Raw genomic sequence first — 17,259 nt, forward strand, 5'->3', positions numbered from 1 at the left:
AGATTTTCTGCTGACCTATGGAGAGCATTGTAGTTTAAGATAACTTTATTAACCCAATATTTTATTCGGGTTGGCTTCTTGTTCCGCCTTATAACTCTCACGTAACTAAACAACCACCCAGCGATTTATAGATGTAAAATAAAGACCGGCTTCTGCTACTTTAGTCTTGGTTATACTTTCCCAAAAATCTTTGTACATTTTAACTTGCGGAGAATAGTATTTAACTAATTTTTTTAGGTGCTCATCGTTCTCTACCGTATCGGTTTTATAATCCGCAATCACCCAGCCGGCCGCTTCCCGAAACACCAGGTCAATCACCCCGGAGACAACGGTTTCTGACTCACCGTCAGGCTGAGTTTTTACCGAAAACGGCAGTTCGGCATACTTCTGCCTGCTTTGTAGCACGCGCTGCCAAAATGCTGATTTTGTTACTTTATCAACCAAGCGTAGCACTTCCGGCGCTTTTTCCGGATCTTCCCCTTCTTCGCTCAGAATGCTGCTTACTAACAGTTCTGCATTTTGCGGCGGTTTTTTTACGTACGCCGCTAACACTCGGTGAATGATCTTGCCCCACAATGCCCCTTTACCGCTTTGGGATACGGGTAGTTCGCCGCCGGCTTCCGTCAAAGAACTAACGGATGTGGTTTGGTAAGTAGGTTTATTTACCGGATGATCAACATTAAAGAAGCTACTTTTATCTTTTTCCAAGTCATCTTTAGCCAAACTAACCGGTTCCGGCTCATCGCTATACTCATACCCTGGACAATCCTCAAGCTGTTGCACTTCCGGCAAATGTTCTATTATAGGGTACCAAGGGCTTAACTGGGGCTTGCCGTCATAAGTGCTGATGATTAATAAATTTTTGGCCCTGGTAGCGGCAACGTAAAGTAATCTTATCTCTTCGGCATCGAGGTATTTTTGCTCAATGTCAGCATAATGCCGCCAGTTAACCGGTTGCCCGAGTACCTCACTGCCATGTTTTTTCTTTTTCTCGATCACAAAATAACCGCAAGGTTCCACACCCACCCGGTCAATATGCACAGTGGGTAAAAAATCCGTTTTGCCTGCCGGTTTAGCCAAAAATACTACCGGCGCTTCTAAACCCTTGGCCTTGTGCAGGTTCATTAACCTTACGCAGTCGCCTTTCCAAGGGGCAATATTTATTTCTTCTTCCACGCCTGATTTTATCAATAAGGTTAAGTAATCTACTAAAGATGAAAAGCCGGCTGTTCCCTTCCGTTCCGCTGCGGCAACAAATTCCAGGCATTGCAAGATATATCCTGAACGGCTTTTGCCCAGCTCTCCGGTAAGGGTGTAGGGAATAATGCCTAAATCCGTTAATATTTTTTCCAAGGCGGTACTGCCGGGTAAGTTCAACACCCAATTTCGGTATGTTTTTAGTTTGCCGAAAGCCCACTCAAAAGCCTCTTTGTCCCTTGGATCAATGCCTTTCGGCACAGCGCTGTAAATATTAAAATGTCCGCCGGCTCGCTTAAATTGCCAAAACTGCCGGTCGCTAAAGCCAAAAAATCTTCCCCGCAAAGCGGCGGCCAGCATCACCCCATCATCGGGATCAATTATTGCTTTAAATACTTTAATCAGTTCAGCCATTTCTTCAGAGTTAGCCAAGCCTTCCCCGCCGGCAATCTGAAATGGAATACCGTACTTTTCCAGTGCCTGGGCATAAACATTGAGATATTTTTTCTTGCGCAGTAAAATCATAAAGTCGCCCGGCCGGGCCTGCTCAGTTATGCCGGCGGCCTTTTCCTCCGGCGTGCGGGTTAACTTCAGGTTGCCGTCAACGGCCCATCTAATCCAGCGGGCTATCTTTGCCGCATCAATTTTAACAATATCTTCTTGCTTATTTCGCTGTACCTTAGGTACGGCAATGGTTCTAACCCCACAAAGCCCTTCACCGTTACTTCTTACCGTATCTACCGGGGCAAAGGCCGCCTGATAACAATCGGGCTTTTCCGGCAATAGCTTTTTAAAAGCGGCATTAACTGCCTCTCCAATAGCCTGTACTGAGCGGAAGTTCGTCGTTAGGTACAGCACTTTTCCGCCATGTTGGGCAATTAGGTTTTTCACTTCGTTATAAGTATCAATGTCGGCACGCCTAAAGCGATAAATGGCTTGTTTGGGATCGCCGACCACAAACAGGGAGCCGGGTTTCGGCACCAGCCGGCGCCAATCTTTCTCATTGACATCTTCACCGGTAAGATAAAACATAATTTGGGCTTGAATGGGATCGGTATCTTGAAATTCATCTACCAGCAAATGGGTATACCTTTGTTGAAAATAACGGCGCACTTCCGGGCTATTCTTTAGCAAATCGGCAGATAGCATTAGCAGGTCTTGGTAATTTAATTTAGATTGTTCCATTCTGCGCCCTTGATAAAGTTTAACTGCCGGCAGGACAAAATTTACCAGCCGGGCATGCCGGTACTCATACCATTTTTCCAACACCGGATTGATGTGATTAATCCTTAGCTCTTCAAACCACCTTTCTGCCTGTTTTGCATTATCTGCATCCGGCCAGCGGTTTAGGGTTACCTTTTTGTTTTTATTCAACCCAGCCAACAGGCGCAGCAATGTTAAATCGTCGTTTAGGTCAAAAACTCTGCGCCAGCGCAGTGCTTTGCGCAATAATTTTTGCAGCTCGTCCCAGCCTTTCGGCGGCACTTTTTGGGGCAATACCTGCTGCACCCAGTTTAAATAATCGTTCAGCTCTGCCCGCACAAGTTTTAATTCCGGTGGAGGAATTTCCTGGCACACCACTTGCACATCGGGATAGAGAGAAAGGTTAATGTAGCATTCTTTTAAGTCTTGGGGCGAAACATCTATCTTGCGCAAGTCATCGATTTTGCTTAACTCTTCAGTTTGCACATAAAGTAAATACTCTTCCCAAACTTTATCTCTCAGTAGCATGTCTTCTAATTCATCCAGTTCCTGAAACTCGGGATCTAACTCCGCTTCTATCGGGCGCTCTCTAAGGATTGCCGCACAAAAAGAATGTATAGTGCCTAAAAAACAGCGGTCCAGCCCGCTGAGCGCTTCAGCCAGCCTTTCCTTTTTAATGGGATTTGTTTCTGCGGCAAATGCTTTTTCTAAAGCCAGTTGAAATCTCTCTTTTAGTTCGGCAGCGGCTTTTCTGGTGAAGGTAACTGCAGCCAGCTTATCTATTCCACACTTGCCTTCTTTAACTAAAGCCACCATTCTGTCTATCAAACTGCGAGTTTTGCCGGAACCGGCCCCGGCCTCTACCAAGATACAGGTATCTAATTCTTCTACAATTGCCCGGCGCGCCTGTTGATCTTTAAGGGTAAAACTAGTCAATATCCGCCAACCTCCTCCAGGGGTTTAAACAGCTACTGCCTGCCAAAAGCAACTCTTTGGCCCGCTGCACGGCAACCTGCGGGTTGCATATTTCGGTATAATCGCAGATGTCGCATTTTTCTCCGTCGTGAGCGGCGATAAGTGAGCCGGTTGCTAAGATATCGAAAAGACAGTTTAACACCTCAATCACCGCCCCTTTGTTGTCTTGATTGCGAATAATCCTCTGCCCTTCCCCTTTCACGGTGGGAAAACAATAACCGGAATATTTTACTTTAATATCCTCCTTGGTAACTTTTGCCTTGATTATTTCTTCAGCCGCCAGGGCATATAAGGCGTGTTGAATTTGCCGCCCCCTATCCAAAAACTTGTTATCTTCGTAGCCGTAGGTGCTGCCGGTTTTGTAGTCCCAAACGGTATAGGTACCGTCACTGTTTTTATCTATGCGGTCAATTTTTCCCATCAACCTAAAACCGGTATCTGCAGTGAGTTTAATTTCTATCGGGTTTGCCAAGCCAATACCGCCACATTCTTTAACGGCATCAACACCATAGCCAAAGGGCACCTCAAAAAAGGCGGGCCTAATATCAGTTAGCTGTTCTTCCGCGTTTAAAAATACCTCGCAGCAATTGTAGATATCTTGCACTTCCTGCTCAAACACCGCCTCGCTGGGCGGGGGGATTAATTCTTTGTATTTGGCAATCAATCGGTCGGCTATTTCAATAATAAGCTTGCGGTGCACATCTGCTTTTACCCGCTCTCCCTTTTCTTTCACGGTGCGCATAAACTGATAATATATTTCATGGAGCAATGACCCGCGGGATAGCGCATCCAGCCAACAAAAGGGATCGCGGATTACCTCTTCTAGCGGATACAAGCCCAGCACATACTTTAAGAAATACGCATATGGGCAGGAAGCCAAATATTCAATTCTGCTGCAAGACATCACTATATCTTTGTTTTTGCGGGGGTCAAGTTCCGGCGTTTTTTGTGGGATTAGCCCGTCAAATTCCGTTGGCTCAATGCTTTTTCTGGCCTCATAAGCAATGCTGCCGCGATTAATAGTTTGATAGCACTGCTTGACCAAATCCCTGCCGTTGATTACCGCATAGTTTAGAACTTTATTCATCCACCATTCTGTTTCATCCAGTGCCGGTTTGCCTTCTTGCGGGCAAAAGGCAGCCGGTTTGCCTAAATAATTTATCAGGTTTGAATAATCCAAGGTATGATCGTTCATTAATAACCGGTAAGCCTGCAGCAGGATAAATGACGGGTACATACCCCTGTTTTCACACAGGTTAAAGGAAGAATAGCTCAAGACAATATTCCCCCGGCAAGAAGCAAGGGCGGCAGATAATGCCCGGCGGTTATCCTCCGGCTTGTTTCTGCCTAAAGGAAGGGCACCGCTGATACGCACCCGTTCCACATCCAGCAAAATCGGATCCTGGCGGCCGCTACCGGGAAAAGTGTTGGCATCCAGCCCAACAATATAGGTATGGGGGCGTGCCGTCCAAATTAGGTTTTGATAACTCACCACATGCAGGTGCCCCGCTTTAGATGCCGCAGGGTTCACTTTGCAGCCGGACAATATATTCTCCATTCTCTCTAAAGCTTCGTTTATATCCAGTTTAAAAGTTGCCATTTGGCCGGTTTCTGTCAAAAAAGAAACAACAACCTTTAGTGCCACGGCATCATCTTCATCTTTAATTCTGGTAAAGCGGGCCAGTACCTCGGCTATGCCGCCGGTAAAATCGCGGAAGTTTACTCGATTGTCATTGTCAGCCGCAGGAATGTAACTAAACAGCCTTTGCATAACGGCACTGATTTGCTCAACCAGCTTACTTAGTTTTAAATAGTACTCTTGTTTGCCCGCCTCTTCTGCCGATTCCGCCGTTACTAAATATTTTTGCGCTAATTTATCCAGCAAATAATAACGCTCTCTTCCCCACCCCACGCCGGATCCTGTCAGTATGCGGGCAGCTAAATTAAGGGAAATTTCTTCTTCACTTCCTTCACCTTTAAGGCAAAAGTCTCCGCTAAGCAACAAATCTTTAAAAACCGTTATTGAATAATTTTGTTTTATCCACTCAATGAGCGCTTTTAACACGCGGCCGGGAGAGGTGAAAAACACCGGCAATCCTTCAGCAACAGTAAGTTTTATCCCCAACTGCTTAGCCAGCGAATATATTACCGGTATGTAATCCTCTGAGGTATAGGCAATGGTGGCGGTATCTAAATGCACATTGTTAAATTGTAGCCGCCGTATTATTTCTTTCACTTCGTTTTTTATGCCGTAGGCGTGGAATAGCGAAAGGGAAGCGTTAAAGCCGGAATCTTCTAATGAATCGGCATCCACTACTTTTAAATTGCCTGCGGCAATGCGCTCTAAAAGCTTACGTTCAACAGTGCTTAGTTTGATAAAAGAGGGCAGGATGTATATTTTCTTATCAAGGGCTGTGGCGGTTTGGGCAATTTCAGCGGCTAAGGTGATTAATCCGGGGTAATCAATATAGCCCTGCTCGACAAGGTGTTTTTCGTACTCCTTTAATATGTTCTTCATGTCCCTTCCCTTTTGCGGGTCAACAAAATCCGCCGCATTTAATTTCTCGCTTGTCACACCATATAGCCGCAGCTCAAACACCGTGTTTGCCAGCGCCTTTACCAAGCCGGGGTAAACTTTCCTTTTGTTGAAATAGTGTAGTGCTTTTTTACGGTGTAATTCTCTGATTACTTCCTCTACAATTGTCGTCGCCAAGGTGCTGTTTAATAAGGTAATGTTATGACCGGCCAAATACTCAGCGGCTATTTTGTTAGCAAGGCCGCCGACAGTTTCGGCATATAAGTTTACCCATCCCCCCCTTGTTCTGGCCAGCGCCTCACATAACTCGTGCCCGGCACTATAAGAAGGTACAATCAGTACTTTCTCATCCAAAGGATAATCTTGGCAGATGTCAGCCACCGAAGAAAGCAGTTTGTTCAATATTGCTCCCCCTTCAAAAATCAATTAATAGTAAAATTCAAGTGCGGTAAGCCAAATCCTGCCAATAAAAATATCTTGCCAACATCTAAAGTAAGTTATTTAAAATGCCGGCCACCGGAAGTTTAACTGTTGCAGTAATTGTTTTCCAAATCATCAGTAATATTAACGAAAAAGGCGGAACGGCAATAATATAAAATATGAACAATTATTCATGTAACATATTGACATAAAGTTTTAGAAGCAGATATAATTAAAACGCAACACATGAATAAGTGTTCAATTGTTCATTTTTAACGGAGGTATTTACGTATGAATAATGATAAAATAATTGAGCGCTGCGACTGTAAAGTGATTCATGAAGAGGTAGTAAACTCAGTAAAAAACAGCATGCCGGATGAAGAAAATTTATATGATTTGGCGGAACTGTTTAAAGTTTTCGGCGATACCACCAGAATTAAGATTCTCTACGCCTTGTTTGCTTCTGAAATGTGTGTATGTGACATAGCCGCCCTGCTCAACATGACCCAATCGGCAATATCCCATCAACTGCGGGTACTGAAGCAAGCAAGGCTGGTGAAGTATAGAAGAGAAGGCAAGATAGTATATTACTCATTAGATGATGACCACGTTAAACAAATATTTGAACAGGGTTTGCATCACATTACCGAAAAACACAACACATAAGGAGACACACCATGTTTAAAAAGGAATTAATTTTAGAGGGCCTAGACTGTGCGAATTGTTCAGCTAAAATTGAGTCTGAGGTTAATCAAATAACTAACGTCAATGCATCTATGAACTTTATAACTAAGACACTAACTATAGAAACGGAAAGCAAACAGGAATTAGATGATGCATTGGCGCAAGTTAAATCCATTGTGAATAAACATGAGCCAAAGGTAGTTGTAAAAGAGAAAATTAAAGGAACAGTAAAATCATATATTTTGGCAGGTCTTAGTTGTGCCAGCTGTGCCGCCAAAATAGAAGGGCAAATTAAAAATTTACCCGGCGTTAATAGTGCTACCGTTGATTTTGTATCTAAAAAGCTGATTATTGAAGCAGAAAGTAAACAGCTAGACACAATTATCGGTCAGGCAACCGCTATCGTAAAAAGTATTGAGCCGGATGTAAACTTAGTCAGCGAAGAAAATAAAGGCAAAACAAAAAATAACAATACCGAAAAAGCAAGCAAGAAAAAAATAATGCAAATTGCCGTCAGCGGCGCTTTGTTTGTTCTGGGCTTAGCTTTAAACTTACCCCACCGGGCGGAACCGGCAGTGTTTTTACTCAGTTACCTCATTGTAGGCGGCGAAATTATTTTCCGGGCATTAAAAAATATACCCCGCGGCAACTTTTTTGATGAAAATTCCCTGATGACTATTGCCACTATCGGTGCCTTTTTGATCGGCGAGTACCCGGAAGGGGTTGCGGTAATGCTTTTTTATCAAGTAGGCGAGTTCTTCCAAGACTTAGCCGTCAACCGTTCCCGCAGATCAATCGGCGCCCTGATGAATATCCGCCCGGACTTTGCCAACCTCAAAGTCGGCGATAGCTTAAAAAAAGTGTCTCCGGAAGAAGTAAAGATCGGAGATATCATCCTTGTCAAGCCGGGGGAAAAGGTTCCACTGGACGGTAAAGTAATTGCCGGCACATCTATGGTTGATACATCGGCTTTAACCGGTGAATCTATGCCTCGGGAAGTAGCAGCCGGCGATGAAATATTAAGCGGTTTTATTAATAAAAACGGTCTGTTAACCGTTGAAGTTACCGCTGAATTTAGCGCCTCCACCGTGTCTAAAATTTTAGATTTAGTGCAGAATGCCGCCGCCAGAAAGGCGCCCACCGAAAACTTTATCACTAAGTTTGCCGGATATTACACGCCGGCAGTGGTTCTTACCGCCCTGCTAATTGCTTTAATTCCCCCCTTGGTGCTGCCGGGGGCATTATTTGCCGATTGGCTGTATAGGGCTTTGGTATTTTTAGTAATCTCCTGCCCTTGTGCCTTGGTTGTTTCCATCCCGTTAAGTTTCTTTGGCGGCATTGGTGCCGCATCTAAAAAAGGGATCTTAGTCAAAGGCAGCAATTATTTAGAAGCTTTAAACCAGGTAGAAACAGTGATTTTTGATAAAACCGGCACATTAACCAAAGGCGTATTTAATGTCACGGAAATTAACCCGCACAATAACTATTCTAAAGAAGACCTGCTTAAGTACGCCGCCTATGCCGAAAGTTATTCTAATCACCCGATTGCCGTTTCCATTTTAAAGGCTTATCAAAAAGAGGTAGATAAGGCGAAAATTGAAAGCTATCAAGAAATATCCGGTTACGGCGTTAAGGTTAAAGTTCAGGGGATTAATGTGCTTACGGGCAACGCCAAGCTAATGAAAAAAGAAAACATTAATTACCCTGAGGTTGATTCTGCAGGCACCGTGGTGCATGTGGCAGTGGAACACACCTATGCAGGTTACATTGTCATAGCTGATGAAGTTAAAGCGGATTCCTCCAATGCCGTTAAGGCATTAAAGGCATTAGGGGTAAAAAAAGCCGTTATGCTTACCGGCGATGCTCTGTCTGTCGCTAAAAGAGTAGGCAACGCGTTAAAGTTGGATGAAGTATATGCCGAGCTGTTACCTAATGAAAAAGTTGAAAAACTGGAAATGCTGGACCGCCAAAAATCAGCCAACAAGAAACTGGTTTTTGTCGGTGACGGTATCAATGATGCCCCGGTATTAGCCCGGGCAGACATCGGCATTGCCATGGGCGGCTTGGGCTCAGATGCCGCCATTGAAGCGGCGGACATTGTCATCATGACGGATGAACCCTCTAAAATTGCCACCGCGATAAAAATAGCACAAAGAACCCGCAAGATAGTGTGGCAAAATATCATTTTTGCCCTAGGTGTAAAGCTTATATTCCTAACCATGGGTGGCTTAGGCATTGCCTCCATGTGGCAGGCGGTATTTGCCGATGTAGGTGTTACCCTGATTGCGATCATTAATGCGATGAGGGTATTGAGCGGAAAAAATATATAAACTATCTTTAGAACTGCGGGGCGGCTAACGCCGCCCCAAGTTTTTTGTTTTTTAGTTACCTTATCAATTTTTTCAAGGGGTTTTTCTTTGGCATGTCTTTGGGCATTGAAAATAATATCATGATATGAGTAGCCATAGCTGCAGCTGTTTTCTTAAAAATCTAGATAAACTCATGATCACAGTAAACTTAAAATGGTTTTTATTGTTTAATAAAGTCGGTGGGTTTACGTAATACTAAGCGCTTCCTAAATTCATTATCATTTTCAGGATGTTCAATTTCGAAATATCTTGTCCGTTCTACCCAGTTAGGTAATTCCGTATTTCTCCAGTCTAGCATTACTTTTAATTGTTTAAGTCTTTCTGTCTCCCACAAAGTATTAGCATTACCTCTTTCATCTTCATCGATATTGTCTAAAATATACTTTTCAAATTCTTTAATATATGGCTTCATTTCATGTTTTTCTTCAGCTAAAGCAAAGTTAGTAAAATCATCTGTAAACAATCTTTCGTATCTTTTGATTCTATCGATTAAGTACAATTCTGGAGTAATCTTAACCGAACCTAAGCCTAACGGTTTACTCATACCAAGTTTATGATAGTGGTATTCAGGCAAGTCAAGAACAAAAAGCAATGCACCTAATTCAATTTTAGAGAGGTTTTCAAAGCGAATACTTCCTTTAAATTTAACACCACTTCTTATAGGAATAATCTCTGTGTGCAGTTTAGTAAGTTTTTTGCTTTCTTCTTCCCATTTTATATTATTTCTATGCCAATATAACTTATGACCTCTTATTTCTGCATCTGAATTCCAATGATTCATATATTTCTTGTTATCTGTACTCTGCTCAAGATAATGTTGAAAGGACGTAGGCTTAGGTGAAGACAATATCTTTGGAAAAGCTTTATTTAACAGTACATTATTTTGTTCTGGTAAAATTTCCGCATCCTCAAAGAAAACTCTAGTGGCAAAACTTGATTCTTTGCCGAAAATTGCGTCTGCTATATCAAGTATATTTTCATCTTTGTGAATATCAGGTAAATGGTCACAAATCGTTTTTTTGTATGCAAGACGAAAATATCTGGTATGTCCAAATGAAATTCTGTCCTTTCCAGTTTCATCCTTCCAATATACATAAAAACAAGGAACTAACTCTTTTGGATTTAAATCTAATTTTTTAAGCAAATCGCCGTCTTCTGTTCCATTCTCTTTTTTATCAGAATATCTGTTGAAATCATTTCTGTATGCCTGTATATCTTCATCATCAATAATAACAAATTCGGCATCAAAATCAGGTTCATTAATTTTCCATTTTGATTTACTCATTGCCCCTGGAATAACTATATACGAACCATCACTTTCTTTTCTATAGCTGAACTGTATATCTTTATCACTTTCGTCTTTTTTTATTTTCTGGAATTGTTTTCCATGCAATTTCTTAGCAGGTATTATAAAATAATTAAAACCATCTTTCTTTAGGTAACCAGCATAAATTGTGCTATTTGGCGATTGACTTTTGTCACCATATGAAATATTTTTTTGATATTCTTTTCTGACAGATTCACATTTGTCTGCCAATGTTCTGTAAAATAACAAAGTATTATCTATATATTTGAGTTTACTCCAACTAACTATTTCTACAAGTGTTCTGATTAGACCTCTAATACTACTACCAGGTATCTTTATCTTTTTACCCGGTGAAAAGAAATCAGGGTTATCATTATTTTCCTTTTGTGCATTATTATTCGTATCCCTAATATATATTGGTGTAATTGTTTCAAGAACATATTTAATGTAGCCGGACAACTTTTTTGTATCACAAGAATTATTTGCATGATAAGAATTAAAGGTAGGCAAATTTTCCGGCAGTAAGTATTCCGATGCAACTATTTTTTTATTTAGCGGTATAAAATTATAAGGAGCCTTAGCTTGTTCCCTGTGAAAACTTCCTTTTACACTGCTGGTTTTTAATGATGTCTTACGGTTATTTTTAATATTATTTTCCCTTTTGTGTTTATTATTTAACTGTTTAGCTTCTTGACGCGGCAACTCTTTGCCGTCAATGATTACTTGAATGATTTGCCCAGTTTCATTCCTTTTTACCTGACATTGTTTATTATTAAGATTCTCATCAAGTTTAAATCCTGTTAAATGCATTTTTTTGCCATTGTCAAAAATAACTTCACCAATAATTTTCCCTTTTTTATTTTTGGATACGGTTAATTTAGCATTATCCATCATAATCCCCCTCAATACTGACAAAACGGCTATCAAAGTAACCAGCCTGTCCCACTTCATTGGCACAAATGTAGTTTCGGGTTTTTAGCTTAAGCCGCTTTTTACCCTTGTCCAGTTCCATACCCTTTAAGGGAAGAATAAGTTCGGTTCCTCTGGCTTCATACACTAAGCTCCAACCGTTATCTAAAGAAACTACATCTGTCCCCCATAAAATTTGACCGGCATCTACCACATCCAATAATTCACCTACTCCATCTACTCGCAGCCTAGCATTATAAGTCTCATTTTTAAGCCAAAGTAACAGTTCTTTGTTTTCATTGAAAACACGCAATCTTTGCAGCTGTTTAATCTCAAAGCTTTGATCTTTGTAAAAATACAGGGTTTCATTTTCGTATTTACCAACTAATACAGTGTAATTTAAATACGCTACTGCTATTCCTGGATCAACAAAAGTTTTTCTTATAGTATCTATTAGTCCCTGATAATCATTTATAGCTAGCTTATTAAAAAACTCAGATTTTGTTTTAATTTTTCGCAGTATTAACTCATTTTTAGCCAATGCTAATCCCTTCTTCCCTACATTTATCAACAAACGCTTTCACATAATTTTCCAATTCTGTTGCATCACCATCAATCTTAATTTTATCGTCGTTAATTCTAGTAATAGTAAGTTTTTTGTTCCCGTAAATTAATTGCACCCCATTACCTATCAACAATCCGCGACCAATGCTTTTTTCCCCACCAATTGCCAGATCGCCACTCCATAAATCTTTAAAAATAAGGAGCAACAACCCAACTTCCCATGGTTGATAATCTTTAACAGTTATTTTGATGTTAACCATTCTTTGACTACCTGCAAGGGGCCACAAAGGCATACTATCAAAAAGTGAACCACGCATTACACCACCGGTAAAACGATCTATTTTGATTCGTGTTTGAATTTGTCTTTCTATGTTTTTTATCTCAGTTTCTTCTACAATCACTCGGCTTTTATACTTGACTGTGTTTTTTCCTTCGTCATTAGCCCAACCAAAAAGCTGCTTTACTAATTCCTCCCCTTTCGCACCAAGGGTATTGGCAATTTTAATTGCTCTACTTCTTAAGGCGCCTTTAACAGAGGTTCCAGGCAAAACCGGTTTCCCGTTACTTTCTATATGAACGGCATCCGGTTCAGTCGGTCTACCGGTGTAAGATCTCACTAGCAAAGAATTTTTAATATCAAAAAATGAATCAATAATAAACTCTTTATTTTTCATCTTAAAAGTATTATTAACATCCAATGTTGATGGTTTTAGTTCATCAATATTTCTGCTTAACCAGGCAATCACATCCTGCTTATTGCAAAAATCCAATTCATAATACTGTTCATTAGTCAATATACATCTACCAAAACCCTTTGTAGTCATTGCGCCAATAAATATCTTACTATTTTTAAGCGCTTGCACTAAAAAGGCAAGTATTTTAACAAATGTATCTTTTTGATGCTCATCTCTAAAAGTGATTTCCATTTTTAAATTAAACTTTGCACCCGGTTCAACTATTTCATAGTCAAACTTATTTTTTTCCTGAGCAATACCTAGTTCATTATTTATAGCAACTCCATCTCTAACTTTTATCTGCGCATCATTAACCAAGGTTAAATCGCTGATATACAATGCACTTTGACAGATATTATCATCATTTTGAAAGTAATCTGCCCCCCAGAAATAACGAAGATGTGTTTTATCTACTTCTTCAACATCCGCATTTTGATAAAAGTAATGTCTTAACACGCCAGCCATTGATGTTGCAGGAATGTACGGATTTCCTTTTTCGTCTTTAACAACAACAATATCTACATCATTTGTTTTTCCCTTACTACCGATAATTAAGGGGGTTTTTATTGTAATATTTCCTTTTATCAATAATTTCCCAAGAATTGAATCTGAAGCCACTTAGTTACCCCCCTTTTTTATTAACTTACGTAATGTACTAAAGAAAGTAAACCAATATACTCTATATAGTTCTTCACGAAATTTTTGATCGTTTTTATAATCAAAAGATGCTTTTTGTGCTAAGTTTTCTATTTTTTCACTCAATCTATTTAACAAAGCTACAAAATTAGGTTCTTTTTTGGCAATTAGTACGTCATAAAGTGTGTCTTGTTTGGTTACACGGCAAGCCTTTAATTTATCATTGGCATTTTTTCTTAGCTCCTTGATATAGTTAATAAAATCATCTGATGTTAGACTGTCTTTTAACATTAGTTCAAGTCTACCTATAATACTGGTATTTAATTTTTTTAAAAATTTACTTTCAATATCTTTAGCATTTTGAATTGCTCTTTTTTCCGTTAAATTTATAATGTCTTTTCTGACTACATTTGTAAAGATATACTTAACCGTTTCCGGCGGTTCACTAGTTGGCATATCCGCTTTCTTTTCATATATTTCTAATGGTTGATATTTTTCTTGTTTGACAGCGTTTAAAACGATTCTTCCATAACCTTCTATTTTTCTTTCCCCAATTCCATTAATTACTAAGTTTTTAAGTTTGCTACTTAAATCGTTATCAATCCAACTATTAAAAATAATTTTAAAAGTTGAACCTATATCAAAAGCTCTCATTTTAGGCCTCTTCATTTTCCAAGCCGAAACAAAAGTTTCAACATCTAACACCTTTGCAAAACATTTCTCAATTTTGAAATCCACATATCCTAAAGCTTCCTGCAGATAATCATGAAGTAAATTTATTGAAGCCTCTGGATAACCGTATTTATTTTCTAATATTAATGGTGAAACACAGGTTATTAAAACCTCATTATCGTGATCTATTTCAGGATCTATTTTCTCAATATCTAATAGATTAATTTGCACATCTCCATACTGGGCGTTCTTTGAACGTCCCAGTTTATAATGTTTCTTCTTACTAAAAATTTCTTTAAATTTAAAAAGTTCTCGGTAATCGCCCCAAATTTCTCCGTAAAAAACTTGTCCCTCTGACAATGATTCGTAATTAAATATCATCTTTTCTTTATTATTTTTTTGTTTTATTCGATCTGGCTGGTAATGATGAAAGAATACTTGCTTTTCTGGATAGAATGTGCCAATTTCTTCATCTTCATCTTCTATTTTCGAATAACCGCCAATTGGTTTAGTTTTTTCATTTGTATCTGTCTCAGCTAAGTTAATGATCAAATCTTCATCTTTATTAGTTTGAATTGATAAAGGAGTAGGAATTAAAGTAAGGAAACCATTTTCACTTTCTATTGATAAATAGGCATTATTATAAGTTAAGTCTCCTTTTAAAAACCATTTATAAAATGTTTCATCCTCATGTATATTTTTGTTTTTACCGAGCAACTTAATGTATTCATTAGCAAAGAGACCAAGAATAGAGCTACCAGAAATGTAATCCATAGTCGCTGTAAGGTTTGTATCTCCACTCTGTGTAATTATCACAGGGGACAGTGTTTTTATTTGATATGCCAGCTTATACACCGTAACTCCCCCTTTTTAAACTCTCTATAGCTTCTTGTGTTAAATTGTCATCTTTATCCCAAAGAGTGCAGAATACTTCACCTAAACCACGTGTACGTTTGCTCCCTACATGCCTTAAATTTGCGCAAGCCAATGCTAACAGTTCAGAAGTTCTTTTACAGTCTTCATAAACTTGTATTACGCCTTGAAATACATACTCGGGCTTTAATACTCTTATTGTTCTTAAACTGCCTTCATCGGCAATCCCATGTTCATTTATAGCAGTGCATTGACGAATTTCAGTAAAAGTTTCTAATACTGTATCTTTAGATAAAACTGCACTACAATGCTCAAAACCCCATTTTAGCCATTCGATAATTTCAAAATAATCTTTAAGATATAAATTTTTAAAAACCACAGCCGGTCCATCAAAACTGCCTTTTTTGCCAAAAATTTCATCGATATCTTCATCAGAATAATTGCGTATTTTTGCCAATGAAAGCATCTCTTTGACTTCTTTTGCACTTTCCCTCAATAGCCCCTTTAATCTTCTTGCCGGAAAGTATGGTAATCCATATTTGTCATAAACAATATCTGTATCTATAATTGAGCTCTTCCCTTCAGCTGAACCCAACAACAGAGGGGATTCAGTTTTTATAACAATTAAGTACTCTTTCACTTTCCTTTCCCCCTAAATATTTTCTAAGAAAATTTGCGGATAAAACTCCATTAATTGAATCATATCGTAATAGGGTGTGCGTGAGTTATCCCAGCCTTCTATATCGTAATTACCGTATACTTTTGGCAAATGAAGATCTCTAATTTCTAAATCTGTAATAAACTTTTTTGTGGCTACTTTACCTAGAAGCAAGGTAGAATGTAGTTCTTTAACTTTACTGCGTGGCCAACTAGTTAGTTGTTTTATACCTCGTTTCAATCTTATAATACTTTTTTCATTATCCTTATCGTTTATAAAATAGGGGCCAAAATACAATTTGCCCTCCTTAACTCTGTAGTGCTTTTCTCTGATCTGTGTCAAACTGCCAGAGTAACCACTTACAGCAATATAAAAGTCAAGCATTGATTTATTGTTATTTTTTCGTGACTCCTTTTTGGCAAAACTACAGAGTTCTTCCGCTAATTTATAACCTTGAAAGAAAGGAGATTTTGTCTTTATTATTGCTATACCAGCACACGCTGTTAGAAGTTGACTATCAACTTTCTGTTTTTCCAAATATTCAATAAACTTCTCAGCAAAGTGTACACCCAATCTTCCGTCAGTCACAAACGTGATGTCATCACCTGCAATAACAATCGGGCGTATTGGTAAAATGCACTTACCATCTTCTTCATGTATTTTAAAAGCATTGTCTTCCTTTAACAGTGGAATTTGTTCAATAATATACGTCAAAAGATTTTTAAAAGATTCAACAGTGGCTTTTTCAACATTACACGAAAGTTTTCTTATCGCCTTAAGAGTTGGGCATTTAGCAAACCGCTCACCCATTGCGTTACCATCGATGTGCACAATCGCCAAATAGTTTTCTCCTTCTTTTTGCCCCAACTGATCAATTCTGGCAGTAAACTTATATTCATCACCTAATTCATTATTAAATAATCTTTCTATGTTTTTTTGTGATTTTTCAGCAGCATCTAATTTAGTTTTTAGCACTGACGAAATATACTTGTATTCACCATCATCTTCGTCTTGAATACAAACTTCTGCTGTTAACCCGGAAAATGGGCAGTCAGCAGTAATGCCGTATTTGGCTAACACAGTATTAGGAAAATATCTATTTTTGTTTTCATTCAACTGTCTATACAATCTTTCTAAATCTTTTTGATAACTTGTAAAATTAAATTGAGAAATTGCCACCGCTGTTTGTAAACCCGGAGCATTAACAAGTAACCTTTTGCTCCAGTTATAAATAAATTGCTTAGCTATATCTTCGTCAGCAAAAAATAACAAGGCATTGCCACCACCGATATAGCCAATTTCACATTTTACCTCACCGTTTAACATTTGTATTTCTTCCGGTTTCTGCTTCCATTGATGTATATTTATATCTGTACCAATTGTCTCATGCAATGCTGCACTTAATTCATCTTGATAAATATCTGCAACTAATTGCGATGCGCCCAAGTTTTCTTTTAGCCTATTGCTGGCAAAAACATACTTCTGTATTGAAACCGTGTCTATTAAAACTGCTGTTACCATAA

Annotated in this window: 10 protein-coding genes; 2 read left to right on the forward strand and 8 right to left on the reverse strand. The window is 39.0% G+C overall.

The annotated features are described in order from the left end of the window. Positions 1-105 precede the first annotated feature (105 nt). Positions 106-3,336, reverse strand: coding sequence for a UvrD-helicase domain-containing protein (locus ACZ5NG_RS07480; RefSeq protein ID WP_464251192.1), 3,231 nt, complete (start codon positions 3,334-3,336; stop codon positions 106-108). Next, the gene (locus tag ACZ5NG_RS07485) at positions 3,329-6,313 is read right to left on the reverse strand and encodes a PD-(D/E)XK nuclease family protein (RefSeq protein WP_464251193.1); all 2,985 of its coding nucleotides are present in this window, start codon (positions 6,311-6,313) and stop codon (positions 3,329-3,331) included. The genes ACZ5NG_RS07480 and ACZ5NG_RS07485 overlap by 8 nt, the downstream gene beginning before the upstream one ends. A gap of 309 nt (positions 6,314-6,622) precedes the next feature. On the opposite strand from ACZ5NG_RS07485, the gene ACZ5NG_RS07490 reads away from it, so the two are divergent. Beyond that, on the forward strand, positions 6,623-6,997 hold the full coding sequence (locus ACZ5NG_RS07490) for an ArsR/SmtB family transcription factor (RefSeq protein ID WP_464251194.1): 375 nt from the start codon (positions 6,623-6,625) through the stop codon (positions 6,995-6,997). Positions 6,998-7,008: 11 nt separating this feature from the next. After that, on the forward strand, positions 7,009-9,345 hold the full coding sequence (locus ACZ5NG_RS07495) for a heavy metal translocating P-type ATPase (protein ID WP_464251195.1): 2,337 nt from the start codon (positions 7,009-7,011) through the stop codon (positions 9,343-9,345). Between the two features lie 199 nt (positions 9,346-9,544). Here ACZ5NG_RS07495 and ACZ5NG_RS07500 read toward each other — a convergent pair whose 3' ends face one another. The 6 genes from ACZ5NG_RS07500 to ACZ5NG_RS07525 are packed head-to-tail and all read right to left on the reverse strand — an operon-like array spanning position 9,545 to position 17,257. Next, on the reverse strand, positions 9,545-11,584 hold the full coding sequence (locus ACZ5NG_RS07500; protein ID WP_464251196.1) for a TIGR03986 family type III CRISPR-associated RAMP protein: 2,040 nt from the start codon (positions 11,582-11,584) through the stop codon (positions 9,545-9,547). Then, positions 11,574-12,140 (reverse strand): type III-D CRISPR-associated protein Csx19, encoded by a 567-nt coding sequence (gene csx19, locus ACZ5NG_RS07505; RefSeq protein ID WP_464251197.1) that lies wholly within the window; start codon positions 12,138-12,140, stop codon positions 11,574-11,576. Before csx19 ends, ACZ5NG_RS07500 begins: the two co-directional genes overlap by 11 nt. Next, positions 12,133-13,515: an RAMP superfamily CRISPR-associated protein gene (locus ACZ5NG_RS07510; RefSeq protein WP_464251198.1), complete on the reverse strand. Its 1,383-nt coding sequence runs from the start codon at positions 13,513-13,515 to the stop codon at positions 12,133-12,135. Before ACZ5NG_RS07510 ends, csx19 begins: the two co-directional genes overlap by 8 nt. Beyond that, positions 13,516-15,060 carry an RAMP superfamily CRISPR-associated protein gene (locus ACZ5NG_RS07515; RefSeq protein WP_464251199.1) on the reverse strand — a complete coding sequence of 515 codons (1,545 nt, stop codon included), beginning with the start codon at positions 15,058-15,060 and terminating at the stop codon, positions 13,516-13,518. Next, a complete protein-coding gene (locus tag ACZ5NG_RS07520; RefSeq protein WP_464251200.1) occupies positions 15,053-15,718 on the reverse strand; it encodes an RAMP superfamily CRISPR-associated protein in 666 nt (221 codons plus the stop codon). The genes ACZ5NG_RS07515 and ACZ5NG_RS07520 overlap by 8 nt, the downstream gene beginning before the upstream one ends. A gap of 12 nt (positions 15,719-15,730) precedes the next feature. Continuing rightward, positions 15,731-17,257, reverse strand: a complete 1,527-nt coding sequence (locus ACZ5NG_RS07525) for a Cas10/Cmr2 second palm domain-containing protein (RefSeq protein ID WP_464251201.1) — start codon at positions 17,255-17,257, stop codon at positions 15,731-15,733. Positions 17,258-17,259: the final 2 nt, after the last annotated feature.

The sequence above is a fragment of the Desulfovectis peckii genome (assembly GCF_055391705.1).

Excerpts from the sequence above, each read along its gene's own strand:
- ACZ5NG_RS07490 (WP_464251194.1), top strand. The coding sequence starts at position 6,623 with ATGAATAATGATAAAATAATTGAGCGCTGCGACTGTAAAGTGATTCAT.
- ACZ5NG_RS07495 (WP_464251195.1), top strand. The coding sequence starts at position 7,009 with ATGTTTAAAAAGGAATTAATTTTAGAGGGCCTAGACTGTGCGAATTGT.
- ACZ5NG_RS07500 (WP_464251196.1), bottom strand. The coding sequence starts at position 11,584 with ATGATGGATAATGCTAAATTAACCGTATCCAAAAATAAAAAAGGGAAA.
- ACZ5NG_RS07525 (WP_464251201.1), bottom strand. The coding sequence starts at position 17,257 with ATGGTAACAGCAGTTTTAATAGACACGGTTTCAATACAGAAGTATGTT.